Source organism: Nonomuraea longispora, from assembly GCF_004348345.1.
Classification (GTDB): domain Bacteria; phylum Actinomycetota; class Actinomycetes; order Streptosporangiales; family Streptosporangiaceae; genus Nonomuraea; species Nonomuraea longispora.
In genome coordinates this window covers 61,452-76,556 of sequence record NZ_SMJZ01000014.1, presented here as the reverse complement: position 1 = coordinate 76,556, position 15,105 = coordinate 61,452, and the positions used below count along the sequence as shown (strand labels likewise).

The window sequence follows — 15,105 nt, the reverse complement described above, 5'->3', positions numbered from 1 at the left end:
CGGCCGCGACCATCTCCTCGCCCTGGTCACGGGCTATCTGCCCGGGGCACGGGACGGCTGGGAGTGGTGCGTCGACCAGGCCGCCGCGCCGGACAGGGCGGACGCCACCGCCTTCGCCACCTCTCTCGGCCGCCTCGCCGCCGACCTGCACCTCGCGCTCGCCACACTGCCCCCGCCCACCGGCGGTGGCGGCCCTGACCTGGCGGCGCGGGCAGCGGGCGCGCTCGCGCGGGCCCTGGAGCTGACCGGCGGCGACGACGGCGCGTGGCTGGGCTCCAGGTCCGAGGCCATCCGGCGCGACCTGGCCCCGCTGGGCGCCCTCGCGGCGGGTCCGCGCATCAGGATCCACGGCGACCTCCACGTCGGCCAGGTCCTGCGGTGGGAGGGCGGCTACGCCGTGATCGACTTCGACGGCAACCCCACGGTCGCCGGCGCGGACCCGTACCAGCCGGCGGCGAGGGACGTCGCCCAGCTCACCACGAGCCTGGACCACGTGGCGCAGGTGGCGATCAAGCGCCGGTCCACGCCGCCCGCCGAGGCCGCCGCGTGGGCGGCCGCCGCCCGCGCCGGCCTCTTGTCGGCCTACCGGGCCCGCCTGGCCGAACGGGGCAGGCCCGACCTGCTCGACGACCGGCTGATCCGGCCGTTCGAGGTGGAGCAGGAGTGCCGGGAGCTCATCTACGCCGCCCGGCACCTGCCCCGCTGGCGCTACGCCCCCATGGGCGTTCTGCGCACCTGGTATCCCGAGGAGAATGACGCGTGAATCCCGAGCTCCATCTGTCCGACCTGCTGGCCAAGCCGGAGGCGCTGCGGCGCCTCGCCGCCGCCCTGACCGAGGACGACCCGTTCCTCGCCCTGCCCGAGGGCATCACGAGGGTGCTCTTCCTCGGCATGGGCAGTTCCCGGTACGCCGCCGGAGTGGCGGCCCTGCGCCTGCGCGCGGCCGGCGTCGACGCGTACGCCGACTACGCCTCCGCCGCCGCCACCTATCCGGCCGGGCGGGACACGTTGGTCGTGCCGATCTCCGCCACCGGCGCCAGCGGGGAGACCCTCGACGCCACGGCCAGGTACGCGGGCGGCCCCTCCCCTGTCGCCGCGCTCACCAACGCCACGTCCTCGCCGCTCGCCGAGGCGGCCGACCTGGTGATCCCCATGCACGCGGGCGAGGAGCGCGGCGGCGTCGCGTGCCGGACGTTCCAGCACACCCTGGCGCTGCTGCTGCTCATGGAGGCCACGCTCACGGGGCGCGACCGCGACGTGCCCGCCCTCGTACGGCGGGCCGCCGAGGCCACCTCCGACCTGCTGGAACGCGCGGACGCCTGGCTCCCGCAGGCGCTGGAGCTGCTCGACGGCCCGCATGGCGTCTACACCGTCGCCCCCGTCGAGCGCCTGTCGTCGGCGGAGCAGTCGGCGCTGATGTTCCGCGAGGGCCCGCGCCGCCCGGCCGACGCCTGCGAGACGGGTGACTGGTCCCACGTGGACGTCTACCTCACCAAGACCCTCGACTACCGGGCCCTGCTCTACCCGGGTTCCCGCTATGACGACCAGGCCATGGACTGGGTGCGCCGGCGGGGTTCGACGGTGCTCACCGTCGGAGCGGAGGTGCCGGACGCCACGGCCGCCGTACGGTACCGGCACGACGGCGACCCCGAGGTGGCCCTGCTGACCGAGACCCTGGTGGCCGAGCTGGTGGCCGCCCACTGGTGGAGCGGCCGGTAGGTCAGCCGGCGCGCACGGTCATCGCATGCTCGACAAGCGTGATGAGGGTGCGCTTCACCGCCGGGCGCGCCCGCGCGTCCGTGCGCACGATCGGCACGTGCGGCGAGAGGGTGAGCGCCTCGCGCACCTCGCTCTCGCGGTGCGGGAACTCGCCGTTCCAGCCGTTCAGGCCGACCACGAACGGGATCCGCGACTCCTCGAAGTAGTCGACGGCGGGGAAACTGTCGGCCAGACGGCGCGAGTCGACCAGCACCACGGCGCCGATGGCACCGCGCACGAGGTCGTCCCACATGAACCAGAAGCGGTACTGGCCGGGCGTGCCGAACAGGTAGAGGATCAGGTCACCGGCCAGGGAGAGCCGCCCGAAGTCCATGGCGACGGTGGTGGTGGTCTTGCCCGGCGTGTGGCCGAGGTCGTCGATGCCCGCCGACGCGTCCGTCATGACCGCCTCGGTGGTCAGCGGCAGGATTTCGGACACGGAGCCCACGAAGGTGGTCTTGCCCACGCCGAACCCGCCCGCTACGACGATCTTCGTCGAGGTGAGCCGGTCAGAGCCTGCGAAGTCCACTCAACACCCTTTCAAGCAGTTTCTGGTCGGGGAGGCCGGCGTTCAGCTGCGGCTGGTACACCCTGACGAGCCCGTCCGCCTCCATGTCGGCGACCAGCACCCGCGCCACCCCGAGCGGGACGCCCAGCAGCGCCGAGATCTCCGCCACGGACCTCACCTGCCGGCACAGCTCGCTGATCGCCCGGTATTCGCGGGTGTAGGTCATGCCGAGCTGGGCCGAGGTCGCCGACGACACCAGAGCCTCCATGGCCAGCTGGGTGCGCGGAGCGGTCCTGCCGCCGGTGACGGCGTACATGCGGACGAGCGAGCTGCGCTCGGGCTCACCGTTATCCCACGATGCCACGACTGACTCCCATCACCACGGACGTGCGGCGGACAGCTCCGCCCGTACGGCGGGCGTGAGCACCTGGCCCGCGCGCTCCACCAGGATCGTCATCTGGTAGGCGACCAGCCCCATGTCGCAGTCGGGGGCGGCCAGCACAGCCAGGCAGGAGCCGTCGCTGATCGACATCACGAGCAGCAGCCCGCGTTCCATCTCGACGAGGGTCTGGGTGACGCCTCCGCCCTCGAACACCCGCGCCGACCCGTGCGTCAGGCTGACCAGGCCCGCCGCGATGGCGGCGAGCTGGTCGGCGCGGTCCTTGGGGAAGCCCCGCGAATAGGCCATCGGCAGCCCGTCTGCGGAGACGACCACGGCGTGCGCGACGCCGGGCACCTCTTCGACGAAGCCGGTGACCAGCCAGTTGATGTCCCTGGCGGCCTGGCTAAGCTCCTTCATGACTCCTCCTCGAGCTCGGCACGGCCCTTGCGCACGCCCTGCTGGTAACTGGCCAGCCTGGAACGCAGCCGATCAGGGGACAGCGGTGGAGCGGGAGCTGGAGCGGGCGCCGGATTTGCGGCGCCCGGTACCAGATTCGCCTTCGGCATCCTTTTCGGCAAGCCCGAGTTCGTGGTGCCGCCCTGGGCAGGCTCCGAGGTCGCGCCCGCGGCCTGCCATCCCTGGTCGGCGGGTGAGCTCCAGGAGTCCTCGCGGTGGTCGGCGGTGGGCGCCGCCTTGCTGAACCAGCTGCTCCCCTCGACGGCGGTGTAGATGGGCAGGAACTCCTCCTGCGGCGGCCCCGGCAGGTCGGGCGGCGTCCCGGCCGCACGGGTGCGCGGCGCGTCCGGGCCGGCCGGCGGGCCGAACCACGACGACGGCTCGGCCGCCATGGGAGCGTCGTCGAACGAGGGATGCCCCGGCGGAGGTCCGGTCAGGGATGCGGGCGACGGGGTGTGAACGGGCGCCGCGTACGACTCGGCGGTCCCGAAGGACGACGTGTGCACCTGCGCCTGCCTGGGCACCTGGACCCGGCCCGGCGCGGGCACGGCGTTCGGCACCTCGGTGAGCAACATCGGCGGGATCAGCACCATGGCGGTCAGGCCGCCGATGTCCTGCGCCCGCAGCTGCACCCTGATGGTGTGCCGCAACGCCAGCCGGCCCACCACGAACAGGCCCATCCGGCGCGACACCGACACGTCCACGACCGGCGGGTTGGCCAGCCGCCAGTTGGCCTCGGCCAGCTCGTCGGCGTTCATGCCGATCCCCCGGTCGGTGACCGACAACATCAGGCTGCCCTCGTCGATGCGGCTGCTGGAGATCATGACCTTGGTGTCCCTGGAGGAGAAGGAGACGGCGTTCTCGACCAGCTCCGCGAGCAGGTGCACCACGTCGGTGACGGCCTGGCCCGCGATCGCGACGTCCGACTCGACCTGGATGCCGACCCGGTCGTAGCTCTCCACCTCGCCCAGCGCCGCCCGTACGATGTCCATCAGCTCGACCGGCTCGCTCCACTTGCGCGCGGCCTCCTGACCGGCCAGGACGAGCAGGTTCTCGCTGTTGCGCCGCATGCGGGTGGCCAGGTGGTCGAGCTTGAACAGGTCGCCGAGCCGGGCGTCGTCGCGCTCGCCGCGCTCCAGCCGCTCGATCAGCGTGAGCTGCCGCTCGACCAGTGTCTGGCTGCGCCTGGACAGGTTGACGAACATGGCGTTGACGTTGGAGCGCAGCCGCGCCTCGTCACCCGCCAGCCGTACGGCCTCGCGGTGCACCTCGTCGAACGCGCGCGCGACCTCGCCCACCTCGTCCTTGGAGAAGATGCCGATGGGCGGTACCTCGGCGTTGACCGCTCCGTCGCGCGACTCGCGCAGGTGCTGCACGAAGTCGGGCAGCCGCCGGCCCGCGATCTCCAGCGCCTCGCCGCGGAGGCGGCGCAGGGGGCGTACGAGCGACCTGGCCACGCCGGTGGTGATCAGCAGCACGGCGACCAGCAGCGCGAGCACCGCGCCCGCGGTCACGAACGCCTTGCTCCGCTCGTCCGCGCTGAGCGCCTCGCTGCGTGCCACGATCCCCTGGGCCTGGCGCCGCTCGACCGTGCGCATGGAGTCGACGACCACGGCGGCGCCGTCGTGCCACTCCTTGGCGTCGTCGCGCCTGGCCTGGTCGAGCCCGCGCAGTGGCAGCTCGTTGGTGGCCCTGATCAGCACCAGCTCGCGAAGGAACAGCATGCGGTCGGCGGATCTGCCGTTGACGGTCTCGTCGAAGAAGCGGCGTTCCTCGGCGGTGGCCTCCTCGGCGAAGCCCTTGCGCTCGCTGGCCTCCTTGGACTGCTCACCGAGGAATTTCTTGAGCTGGTCAGGGTCGAACGCGCCCTCCACCAGCACGATCGTGACCAGCGCCTGCTGGTAGGAGACGCTCTCCTTGGCCCTGGCGAGACCGTCGAGCATGCGGGTCTGGCGGAACAACTCGTCGTCGACGCTGCCCTTGACCAGCTCGTTGTGCACGGACAGCAGGTCGGCGATCACCGTCGTGTAGAGCTCGACGGCGGGGCCGGGCAGCAGGTTGGCGTCGAGGGCCTGCGCGCGCAGGGCGTTCAGGTCGTTCAGGCGGGTGAGCAGGGTCTCGATCTGGTCCGCGGTGCGGCCGGTCGCGTCGCCCAGCACGGACTGCGCGAGGCCGCGCACCTCTTTGACGGACTGGTCGACCTGGCCCATCTGGATGCGTACGGCGTTCAGCTCGTCCACGGGCCGGTCGCGCGCGATGTACCACGCCGTTCTGGCCCGTTCGGCGGACACCTGGTGGGTGAGCTCGCCGAGCTCCGCCGACATCCGGGCGAACTGGTTCGTACGGGCGTAGTCGGTGGCGGCGGAGGTCGAGGCGAGTACCTGGACACCGCCCAGCAGTACGGCGGCGGCCGTCGGGATGAGGATGAGCGCGACCAGACGCGCACGCACGCGCCAGTTGCGCAGCCGCCAGCCGCTCTTGCCGGCCTGCCTCTCGCCCAGCTCTGTACTCACCGAACGCACCTCGCCCGAATCGGCGTATATGAGGGGGCATGCGCCCCGGGGATATCAGCAAGTGCGGGTAATTGGAACACATCCCATACAGGACGGCCAATCGAACTTAACGCGACAAAAGTCGAGTCGTGTGACACATGAGGATAGAACTTGGGATCCCACGCGGGAAGCACCCTGGGCGGGAAAATAACCCACATCTAGATAGATGTCCGCCAATGAGTGGTTAGTACGTTTCAGCACATAACACGGAAGCCGCACCGTGATCTCTGGAGTGTCACAGCGTTGAGAATGGCGCTAATCACCACATATGTTGAGCGACGTCAATACGAGGAGGCGAGTGTGGGCGATTCTCACAGCGCGGCCATCACCGTCGAAGGCCTTTGGAAGATCTTCGGGCCCAAGGCACAGAAAGTGCTGGACAGCGAGGACAGACATCTCGACCCCGCCGCGCTGCGAGAGAAGACCGGCTGCACCGCCGCCGTCAGGGACGTCGGCTTCGAAGTGCGCCCCGGCGAGGTCTTCGTGGTCATGGGGCTGTCCGGCAGCGGCAAGTCGACGCTCGTACGCTGCCTCACGCGGCTCATCGAACCCAGTGCGGGCGAGATCAGGATCGGCGACGAGGACATCGGCCGCGCCTCGCCCACCCGGCTCCGCGAGATCCGGCGGCACCAGGTCAGCATGGTCTTCCAGCACTTCGGCCTGCTGCCGCACCGCAAGGTGATCGACAACGTCGCGTACGGGCTGGAGATCCAGGGCACCCCCAGGGCCGCCAGGCACGAGCGGGCCGCGGAGATCCTCACCTTGGTCGGCCTCGACGGCCACGCCGACGCCTACCCCGAACAGCTCTCCGGCGGCATGCAGCAGCGGGTCGGGCTGGCCCGCGCACTGGCCGTGGACCCGCAGGTGATGTTGTTCGACGAGCCGTTCAGTGCGCTCGACCCGCTGATCAGGCGCGACATGCAGGCCGAGGTCATCCGCCTGCACCGGGAAGTCGGCAAGACGATGGTGTTCATCACGCACGACCTGTCGGAGGCGCTCAAGCTGGGCGAGCGGATCGCGATCATGCGTGCGGGCTCGATCGTGCAGCTCGGCACCGCGGAGGAGCTGGTGGGCGCGCCCGCCGACGACTACGTGGCCGACTTCGTGCGCGACGTGCCGAGAAGCCACGTGCTGACGCTGCGCTGGCTCTGCCGGCCGCCCGAGCCCGGCGAGTCGCTGGACGGGCCCGAGCTGCCGGTCTCCACGGTCATCAAGGACGCCATCACCGCCTCCTCCGCCTCCGCCCGGCCGATCAGGGTCGTGGACGGCGGCGAGCTGGCGGGCGTCGTGGACCGGGTCGACCTGCTGTCGTTCCTGTCGGGTCAGGAGCGCCCCGTGCGAGCGGGCGCATGAGCAGCGCCACGGCCGTCGGCACGCCCTCCAGTCTCGGCCTGCCGAGATGGGCGGCGACGGCGGGGGCGGCGGTGGTGTTCGCGGCGGCGTACCTGGTCTTCCGCGACACGGCGACGCTGCCGCACAGCAGGGAGGCGGCGGCGCCGTTCCTGGCCGTCACCGAGCTGCGCGAGTGGATCGACGACAACAGGAACGACAACCCGCTCTTCCTGTACTTCCTCAACTACATCAGGCTCTTCGTCGGCGGGCTCTTCGACGCCTTCCACACCGTCCTGTACGCGCTCGGCTGGCCCGGCATCACGGGCGTCATGGGCGCGCTCGGCTGGCTGGCCGGCGGCCGGTGGATCGCGGCGCTGGCGGTGGGCGGCGTGAGCGCGTTCGGCCTGCTCGGCCTCTGGGAGTCGAGCGTCGACACGCTGGCCCTGGTCGCGGTCGCGGTGCTGCTGTCGCTGGCCGTCGGCATCCCGCTGGGCGTGTGGGCGGGACTCTCCGGCCGGGTGCGCAGGGCGCTGACGCCGGTTCTCGACGTCATGCAGATCATGCCGACGTTCGCGTATCTGGCGCCGCTCGCACTGTTCTTCCACATCGGCGCGCCCGCCGGCGCCATCGCGACGATGATCTACGCGATCCCGCCCGCCATCCGCATCACCGCCCTGGCCGTCTCGGGGGTCTCCCCCACGGCGGTCGAGGCGTCCGCCTCGCTGGGCGCCACGGGCCGGCAGACGTTGTTCAAGGTGTACCTGCCGCTGGCCAGGTCCACGATGGCGCTGGCGGTCAACCAGACGATCATGATGGCGCTGTCCATGGTCGTCATCGCGAACCTGATCTCGGCCCCTGGGCTGGGCGGCGACATCATCCGCGGCCTGTCGCGGGCGCAGGTCGGCATCATGCTCCCGGCGGGCGTGGCCGTGGTGATCATGGCGGTGATGCTCGACCGGATGACGATGGCGCTCGCCCGCCGGGACGCGCACGCCACCACCTCCCGGCTCGACCTCGCCGGGGCGGGGCTGCTGGCGGTGGCCGGGCTCGCGCTCATCCCCGTGCTGCCGCGCGTCTGGCCGGAGAACCTGGCCGTCAACGTCGTGGCGCAGGTGAACGACGCCGTCCGCTGGGCCGAGACGAACTGGTACCCGGTGACGACGTTCATCAAGGACGCCACCACCCGGGTGCTGCTCAACCCGCTGGAGTCACTGCTCACCTCGGCCCCCTGGTGGCTGGTGGCGCTCGCCGTGCTGGCGGCCGCCTGGCGGGTGAGCGGGCTGCGTCCCGCGCTGACGGCTCTGGCCTGCCTGCTCGCCATCGCGCTGCTCGGCCTGTGGGAACACAGCATGATGACGATGAGCACCGTGGCCGTCGCGGTGCTCGCCACGCTGGCCATCGGCCTGCTGCTCGGGGTGGCCGCGGCCCGCTCGCCGCGGTTCTCGGCCGTGCAGCGGCCCGTGCTCGACGCCGCGCAGACCATGCCCGCGTTCGTCTACCTGCTGCCGGCGCTGGCGCTCTTCGGCACCACCAGGTTCACCGCGATCTTCGCCTCCGTCATCTTCGCCGTCCCGCCGGTCGTACGCCTGGTCGAGGACGGCATCAGGGCCGTGCCCGCCACGGTCGTCGAGGCCGCCGCCTCGGCCGGCTCGACCCCGCGCCAGCTGCTGTGGAAGGTGCAGTTGCCGATGGCCAGGAGGGCCATCCTGCTCGCGGCCAACCAGGGCATCGTGATGACGCTGGCCATGGTCGTCATCGGCGGCCTGGTCGGGGCGGGCGCGCTCGGCTACGACGTGGTCCTCGGCTTCTCCCAGCGGACCGACTTCGGCATGGGCTTCGTGGCGGGCATCGCCACGGTGCTCCTCGGAGTCATGCTCGACCGCATCACGCAGGGCGCCGACAGGCGCTCCTCCCCCCGAAAAAGGAAGTTCACATGAAGATTCGCCTGCTCGCAGGCCTTCTCGCCCTAGGGATCACCGCGATGGGCTGCGGCGGAGCCACGGTCGACACCTCGACCAGCTCGGCCGCTCCCGACGCCGGCGCCAGTGCCTCCGGCACCACCGCCGGCACGGTGAAGATCGCCATCAACCCGTGGGTCGGGTACGAGGCCAGCGCCAACGTCGTGGCGTACCTGTTGAAGAACGAGCTCGGCTACGAGGTCGAGCTGCCCGAGATCAAGGAGCAACTGGCCTGGGAGGGCTTCGAGACCGGCGACGTCGACGTCATCATCGAGAACTGGGGGCACCCCGATCTGAAGAAACAGTTCATCGAGGAGAAGAAGGTCGCCGTCGAGGCGGGCTCCACCGGTAACAAGGGCGTCATCGGCTGGTACATCCCCAAGTGGATGGCCGACGAGCACCCCGGCATCACCGACTGGAAGAACCTCAACAAGTACGCCGAGCTGTTCGAGACCTCCGAGTCGGGCGACAAGGGCCAGCTGCTGTTCGGCGACCCGTCGTACGTCAGCAACGAGGCCGCGTTGATCAACAACCTCAAGCTCGACTACAAGATCGTCACCGGCGGCAGCGAGGCGGCCCTGATCAAGGGCGCCCAGCAGGCGCAGGCGCAGAAGAAGCCGCTGCTGTTCTACTTCTGGGACCCGCACTGGCTGTTCAGCCAGACCGAGCTGGTCCGGGTCAACCTGCCTCCCTACACCGAGGGTTGCGACGCCGACCCGAAGAAGGTGGCCTGCGACTACCCGGAGATGGACCTCGACAAGATCGTCAGCAAGAGGTTCGCCGACACCGGCGGCAAGGCGTACGAGCTGATCAAGAACTTCACCTGGACCAACGAGGACCAGAACGCCGTCGCCGACGACATGACCAACAACGGCATGACCGGCGAGGAGGCCGCCAAGAAGTGGATCGAGGCCAATCCCGCCAAGTGGCAGGCGTGGATCCCCAAGTAGCCCCTCGATGACCCGGGCCCCCGCACGCGGGGCCCGGGCACGGAGACCTCTCATGCGAATGAAGACGCTCGTCGGGCCGCTGGTCGCGGCCCTGCTCCTGGCAGCCTGCTCCAGCGAGGAGCCCGACTCGGCCACCGTGTCCAAGGGCACGGTCGACATCGACGTCCACGCCTGGGTGGGGTACGAGGCCCAGGCGGCCGTGCTGGCGTACCTGCTCGAACACGAGCTGGGATACACGGTGAAGACGCGCAAGGCGGCGGAGGAGCAGTCCTGGCGCGACTTCGCATCCGGCAAGGTGGACGTGATCGTCGAGAACTGGGGGCACAACGATCTGAAGAAAGAGTTCATCGAGGAGAAGAAGGTCGCCCTGTCGGCCGGACTCACGGGGAACAAGGGAGTGATCGGCTGGTACGTCCCCGAATGGATGGCCAAAAAATACCCCGACATTACGGACTACCGAAACCTCAATAAGTACGCGCGCCTCTTCCGAACGGAGAAGACAGGAAATGCCGGACAGATCCTGGACGGTGATCCCTCGTTCGTCACCAACGACGAGGCACTCGTCAAGAACCTCAACCTCAATTACAAGGTCGTCTACTCGGGCAGCGAAGAGGAACTGATCAAGGCGGCCCAGTCCGCGACGAGGAATCGGACGCCCCTGCTCATGTATTTCTACGAACCGCAATGGCTGTTCACCAAGGTGAAACTCGTCAAGGTCGCGCTGCCCGCGTACGCGGTGGGCTGCGACGAGGTCCCGGCCAAGGTCGCCTGCGACTATCCGCCCTATCTGCTCGACAAGATCGTCAGCCGGCGGTTCGCGGAGACCGGCGGGCGGGCGTACGAGCTGGTCCGCAACTTCAACTGGACCAACGACGACCAGAACACCGTGGCCAGTGACATGATCAACGAGAGGCTGACCGCCGAGCAGGCGGCCGAGCGGTGGGTCGCCGAGAACAAGATCGTGTGGAAGGACTGGATACCCCGTTGAGGTACGACTACGTCATCGTGGGAGGCGGCAGCGCGGGCTGCGCCCTGGCCAACCGGCTCAGCGCCGACCCCTCGACGTCCGTGCTGGTGTTGGAGGCCGGCAGGCCCGACTACCTGTGGGACGTGTTCATCCACATGCCCGCCGCGCTGATGTTCCCGATCGGCAGCCGCTTCTACGACTGGAAGTACGAGTCCGAGCCCGAGCCGCACATGAACGGCCGCCGTGTCTACCACGCCCGCGGCAAGGTGCTGGGCGGCTCCAGCAGCATCAACGGCATGATCTTCCAGCGCGGCAACCCGCTCGACTACGAGCGGTGGGCCGCCGATCCCGGCATGGAGCGTTGGGACTACGCGCACTGCCTGCCCTACTTCAAGCGCATGGAGACCTGCCTGGCCGAGCCCGGCACCGACTTCCGCGGCGGCGACGGCCCCCTCAAGCTCGAACGCGGCCCGGCCCGAGGACCCCTCTTCGAGGCCTTCTTCGAGGCCGTGCAGCAGGCCGGCCATCCGCTCACCGACGACGTGAACGGCTACCGCCAGGAGGGCTTCGCCGCCTTCGACCGCAACGTGCACCGCGGCCGCCGGCTCAGCGCCGCCCGCGCCTACCTGCACCCCGTACGCCGCCGGCGCAATCTCACGGTCAGGACCCGCGCCCTCGTGGCGCGGGTGCTCTTCGACGGCACCAGGGCCGTCGGCGTGCGCTGCGACGGCGAACGCATCGAGGCGGGCGAGGTCATCCTGAGCTCCGGCGCCGTCAACACCCCGCAGCTCCTGCAGCTGTCAGGCGTCGGCCCGCGCGCCCTGCTGGAGCCCCTGGGCGTGCCGATGGTGCACGACCTGCCCGGCGTGGGCGAGAACCTGCAGGACCACCTGGAGGTGTACGTCCAGCACGGCTGCAGGCAGCCGGTCTCGCAGCAGCCGTCGCTGGCCAGGTGGCGCAGGCCCCTCATCGGCGCCGACTGGCTCTTCCGCAGGAGCGGCCCGGGGGCCACCAACCACTTCGAGGCCGGCGGCTTCATCCGCTCCAACGACGACGTGGCCTACCCCAACCTGATGTTCCACTTCCTGCCGATCGCGGTGCGCTACGACGGCTCCGCCCCGGCCGGCGGCCACGGCTACCAGGTGCACATCGGCCCGATGTACTCCGACGCCAGGGGCTCGGTGCGGATCACGTCGGCCGACCCCCGAGCCAAGCCCGCGCTGCGCTTCAACTACCTCTCCACCGACCAGGACCGCCGCGAGTGGGTGGAGGCCGTCAGGCACACCAGGACCATCCTGTCCCAGCCCGCCTGGGCCGACCTCGACGCCGGCGAACTGTCCCCCGGCCCCGCCGTGCGGAGCGACGAGGAGATCCTCGACTGGGTGGCCAGGGACGCCGAGACCGCGCTCCACCCCTCCTGCACCTGCAAGATGGGCACTGACGAGACGGCGGTGGTGGACCCGGAGACGATGCGCGTGCACGGCCTCGACGGGCTGCGCGTGGTGGACGCCTCGGCGATGCCGTACGTCACCAACGGCAACATCTACGCCCCGGTCATGATGCTCGCCGAGAAGGCGGCCGACCTCATCCTCGGCAACACCCCGTTACCTCCGGATCCCGTGGAGTTCTACCGCCATCCGCGGCCGCCGGATTAGGGCTATCTGTCCCCAACGCACTGATCGGCAGCGCCGTCAGCCGATCGCCGAAAGAGAGCGACCGTCTCCCCGCGTACAGCACGGACCCGTGGACGAACTGCTCCCCCAGCGAGTCTCTGAGCTGGAGCAAGCCCTTGACCGACAACGACTGCCGTACGGTGTACCGTACGATGGTGACCGTCGAGTACTCGGGCAAGGGCGACCCGGCGCGCAGCCTGGCGCTGCTCTGGCGCACCGGCGAGCGGGCCAGCCGCAAGGGCAAGCCGGAGCTGAGCGTCGACCGCATCGTGCGCGCCGCCATCGAGGTGGCCGACGCGGAGGGCCTGCAGGCGCTGTCCATGCGCCGCGTGGCCGAGCGGCTGGGCGTCGGGACGATGTCGCTCTACACGTACGTGCCCGGCAAACCGGAACTGTTTGACGTCATACTGGACACCGTCTACGGCGAGACCTCCAGGCCGGAGGACGTGCCCGGCGGCTGGCGGGGCCGGCTGGAGCAGATCGCCAGGGAGAACTGGGCCCTCTACCTGCGCCACCCGTGGCTGCTGCAGGTGGCGACGAGCCGCCCGGTGCTCGGCCCGAACGTCACCGCGAAGTACGACTACGAACTGCGCGCGATCGACGGGATCGGGCTGACGGACGTGGAGATGGACTCGGTGATCACCCTGATCACCGGTTTCGTGCACGGCACGGCCCGCGGGGCGGTGGAGGCGGCGCAGGCCGAGACCCGGACGGGCATGACCGACGAACAGTGGTGGGCCGCGCACTCGCCCTTCCTCGGCAGGATCGCCGACGTCGACCGCTATCCCACGGCGACCCGGGTGGGGCAGGCGGTGGGTGAGGAGCTCAACGCCGCCTACAGCGCCGAGCACGCCTTCGAGTTCGGCCTCCAGCGTGTGCTCGACGGCATCGAGGCGCTGGTGAACAGCCGGGCCGCCGAGGGCGGTCAGGCGCCGGGCAACGCCCGCCCGTAGGCCGGCAGCGTGTCCACGAACATCCGGCGCTGCTCCGGCGTGAGCGGCTCCAGCGCCTGCCGTCACGCCATGGCGCCGCAGCCGAGCCACTCGTTGATGGCGGGCCGACGCCGTTCGGCGATGCTGACGATCGTGCGGCGCCGGTCGGCGTCGTCCTCGCGCCGTTCCAGCACGCCCTCCCTGCTCAGCTCCCCCGCCATCAGACTGACCGGCGCCGGCGCCGCCTCCCGGAGCCCGCGGGAGCGCTAGCGCACGGGCGCGGAGCGCAGCCGTACGACGTGCTCGACCAGCGAGATCAGCGTCGACTTGACCGACTCGCGGTTGCGGGCGTCGGTGCGTACGATCGGCACCTGCGGCGACAGCGCCAGCGCTTCCCTGACCTCCTGGTCGGAGTGCGGAAACTGGCCCTCCCAGCCGTTGATGCCGATCACGAACGGCAGCTTGGCCTCTTCGAAGTAGTCGATGGCCGGGAAGCTGTCGGCCAGGCGGCGGGTGTCGAGCAGCACCACGGCGCCGATCGCGCCACGCACCAGGTCGTCCCACATGAACCAGAACCGATGCTGCCCCGGCGTGCCGAACAGGTAGAGGATCAGGTCACGGTCCAGCGACAGACGGCCGAAGTCCATCGCCACGGTCGTGGTCTGCTTGTTGGGCGTCATACCAAGGTCGTCGATGCCTGCGGACGCGTCGGTCATCACCGCTTCCGTGGTGAGCGGGAGGATCTCGGACACCGCCCCCACGAACGTCGTCTTGCCGACGCCGAAGCCTCCCGCGACGACGATCTTGGTCGACGTGAGGCCGGGGCTAGAGCCTGCGTAGTCCACTGAGCACCCTTTCGAGCATGTTGAGGTCTGGCTGTCCCTCGGTGAGGTGTGGCTGGTGCAGGCGGACAAGCCCTTCATCGGACATGTCCGCCACGAGCACCCTGGCGACACCCAGGGGGACGCGGAGCAGGGCCGAGATCTCGGCGACCGACCGGAACGTCCTGCACAGCTGCATGATGGCCTCCTGCTCGGGGGTGAGCAGGGCCATCTCGTCGTCCGCGATCGACATGGACGAGATCAACGTCTCCATCGCGAGGTGATAGCGGGGCTCGGATCGTCCGCCGGTCACCGCGTAAGGGCGGAACAGGGGCTCGTCGTCCCCGGCCCCGTCAACGCCGTACACGACCCTCTCCCATCAGTTCGTCACCGCGTCCTGGCCGCCTGAAGCTCCGCGCGCAGGGCCGGCGTGAGCGCCTGTCCCGCCCGGTCCACCAGCAGCGTCATCTGGTACGCCACGAGCCCCATGTCGCAGTCGGGCGCGGCCAGCACCGTGAGCACGGAACCGTCGCTGATCGCCATGACCAGGAGCAGGCCACGCTGCATCTCGACGACGGTCTGCGTCACCGACCCGCCCTCGAAGACCCTGGACGCGCCCACCGTCAGGCTCAGCAGGCCGGCGGAGACCGCGGCGAGCTGGTCGGCCCTGTCGGGTGGAAAGCCCTCCGACGCCGCCAGGCACAGACCGTCGGCCGAGACGACGACGGCGTGCGCCACACCTGGCGTGTTGCGGACGAAGTCGGTGATCAGCCAGTCGAAGCGATGTGCCTCATGGCTCAGGGTTGTCACGCATCC

The 15,105-nt window shown here is 70.1% G+C and carries 15 protein-coding genes and 1 pseudogene; 8 read left to right on the top strand and 8 right to left on the bottom strand.

Annotation, left to right across the window (positions count from 1 at the left end):
* A pseudogene (locus E1267_RS44105) lies at positions 1–763 on the top strand (hypothetical protein); the annotation flags it as partial.
* Positions 760–1,719, top strand: a complete 960-nt coding sequence (locus tag E1267_RS06440; protein WP_132330764.1) for an SIS domain-containing protein — start codon at positions 760–762, stop codon at positions 1,717–1,719. The pseudogene E1267_RS44105 and the gene E1267_RS06440, both read left to right, overlap by 4 nt.
* Before the next feature lies 1 nt (position 1,720).
* Here the strand turns inward: E1267_RS06440 and E1267_RS06435 are convergent, their stop codons facing one another.
* The 4 genes from E1267_RS06435 to E1267_RS06420 are packed head-to-tail and all read right to left on the bottom strand — an operon-like array spanning position 1,721 to position 5,617.
* Positions 1,721–2,287 carry a GTP-binding protein gene (locus E1267_RS06435; protein ID WP_132330762.1) on the bottom strand — a complete coding sequence of 189 codons (567 nt, stop codon included), beginning with the start codon at positions 2,285–2,287 and terminating at the stop codon, positions 1,721–1,723.
* Entirely contained in the window at positions 2,268–2,582 is a 315-nt protein-coding gene (locus E1267_RS06430; RefSeq protein ID WP_201760498.1) for a DUF742 domain-containing protein, read from the bottom strand. The genes E1267_RS06435 and E1267_RS06430 overlap by 20 nt, the downstream gene beginning before the upstream one ends.
* A 60-nt stretch (positions 2,583–2,642) precedes the next feature.
* Complete coding sequence (locus tag E1267_RS06425) at positions 2,643–3,065, bottom strand: roadblock/LC7 domain-containing protein (RefSeq protein WP_132330759.1); 423 nt, start codon at positions 3,063–3,065, stop codon at positions 2,643–2,645.
* On the bottom strand, positions 3,062–5,617 hold the full coding sequence (locus E1267_RS06420) for a sensor histidine kinase (protein ID WP_132330757.1): 2,556 nt from the start codon (positions 5,615–5,617) through the stop codon (positions 3,062–3,064). The genes E1267_RS06425 and E1267_RS06420 overlap by 4 nt, the downstream gene beginning before the upstream one ends.
* A 288-nt stretch (positions 5,618–5,905) precedes the next feature.
* Here E1267_RS06420 and E1267_RS06415 point away from each other — a divergent pair, with 288 nt between their 5' ends.
* From E1267_RS06415 to E1267_RS06390, 6 genes are all read left to right on the top strand, one after another.
* Positions 5,906–7,009, top strand: coding sequence for a quaternary amine ABC transporter ATP-binding protein (locus E1267_RS06415; RefSeq protein WP_132330755.1), 1,104 nt, complete (start codon positions 5,906–5,908; stop codon positions 7,007–7,009).
* Positions 7,006–8,925 carry an ABC transporter permease gene (locus tag E1267_RS06410; protein ID WP_132330753.1) on the top strand — a complete coding sequence of 640 codons (1,920 nt, stop codon included), beginning with the start codon at positions 7,006–7,008 and terminating at the stop codon, positions 8,923–8,925. Before E1267_RS06415 ends, E1267_RS06410 begins: the two co-directional genes overlap by 4 nt.
* On the top strand, positions 8,922–9,896 hold the full coding sequence (locus E1267_RS06405; protein ID WP_132330751.1) for an ABC transporter substrate-binding protein: 975 nt from the start codon (positions 8,922–8,924) through the stop codon (positions 9,894–9,896). The genes E1267_RS06410 and E1267_RS06405 overlap by 4 nt, the downstream gene beginning before the upstream one ends.
* A 52-nt stretch (positions 9,897–9,948) precedes the next feature.
* Positions 9,949–10,884: an ABC transporter substrate-binding protein gene (locus E1267_RS06400; RefSeq protein WP_132330749.1), complete on the top strand. Its 936-nt coding sequence runs from the start codon at positions 9,949–9,951 to the stop codon at positions 10,882–10,884.
* A complete protein-coding gene (gene betA, locus E1267_RS06395) occupies positions 10,860–12,518 on the top strand; it encodes a choline dehydrogenase (RefSeq protein WP_246063537.1) in 1,659 nt (552 codons plus the stop codon). The genes E1267_RS06400 and betA overlap by 25 nt, the downstream gene beginning before the upstream one ends.
* Positions 12,519–12,691: 173 nt before the next feature.
* On the top strand, positions 12,692–13,489 hold the full coding sequence (locus E1267_RS06390; RefSeq protein WP_220449363.1) for a TetR/AcrR family transcriptional regulator: 798 nt from the start codon (positions 12,692–12,694) through the stop codon (positions 13,487–13,489).
* Between the two features lie 62 nt (positions 13,490–13,551).
* Here E1267_RS06390 and E1267_RS45290 read toward each other — a convergent pair whose 3' ends face one another.
* Genes E1267_RS45290 through E1267_RS06370 form a run of 4 tightly spaced genes read right to left on the bottom strand, consistent with a single transcriptional unit; the run spans position 13,552 to position 15,099 of the window.
* Positions 13,552–13,689, bottom strand: coding sequence for a hypothetical protein (locus tag E1267_RS45290; RefSeq protein ID WP_181957750.1), 138 nt, complete (start codon positions 13,687–13,689; stop codon positions 13,552–13,554).
* Between the two features lie 45 nt (positions 13,690–13,734).
* A complete protein-coding gene (locus E1267_RS06380; protein ID WP_132330747.1) occupies positions 13,735–14,313 on the bottom strand; it encodes a GTP-binding protein in 579 nt (192 codons plus the stop codon).
* A complete protein-coding gene (locus E1267_RS06375; RefSeq protein ID WP_132330745.1) occupies positions 14,294–14,656 on the bottom strand; it encodes a DUF742 domain-containing protein in 363 nt (120 codons plus the stop codon). The genes E1267_RS06380 and E1267_RS06375 overlap by 20 nt, the downstream gene beginning before the upstream one ends.
* Positions 14,657–14,676: 20 nt before the next feature.
* Positions 14,677–15,099 (bottom strand): roadblock/LC7 domain-containing protein, encoded by a 423-nt coding sequence (locus E1267_RS06370; protein WP_132330743.1) that lies wholly within the window; start codon positions 15,097–15,099, stop codon positions 14,677–14,679.
* Positions 15,100–15,105 lie beyond the last annotated feature (6 nt).

Coding starts and splice junctions, on each gene's coding strand:
- E1267_RS45290 (WP_181957750.1), bottom strand. CDS start 13,689: ATGGCGGGGGAGCTGAGCAGGGAGGGCGTGCTGGAACGGCGCGAGGAC.
- E1267_RS06430 (WP_201760498.1), bottom strand. CDS start 2,582: ATGTACGCCGTCACCGGCGGCAGGACCGCTCCGCGCACCCAGCTGGCC.
- E1267_RS06410 (WP_132330753.1), top strand. CDS start 7,006: ATGAGCAGCGCCACGGCCGTCGGCACGCCCTCCAGTCTCGGCCTGCCG.
- E1267_RS06415 (WP_132330755.1), top strand. CDS start 5,906: ATGGCGCTAATCACCACATATGTTGAGCGACGTCAATACGAGGAGGCG.
- E1267_RS06400 (WP_132330749.1), top strand. CDS start 9,949: ATGCGAATGAAGACGCTCGTCGGGCCGCTGGTCGCGGCCCTGCTCCTG.
- E1267_RS06425 (WP_132330759.1), bottom strand. CDS start 3,065: ATGAAGGAGCTTAGCCAGGCCGCCAGGGACATCAACTGGCTGGTCACC.
- E1267_RS06405 (WP_132330751.1), top strand. CDS start 8,922: ATGAAGATTCGCCTGCTCGCAGGCCTTCTCGCCCTAGGGATCACCGCG.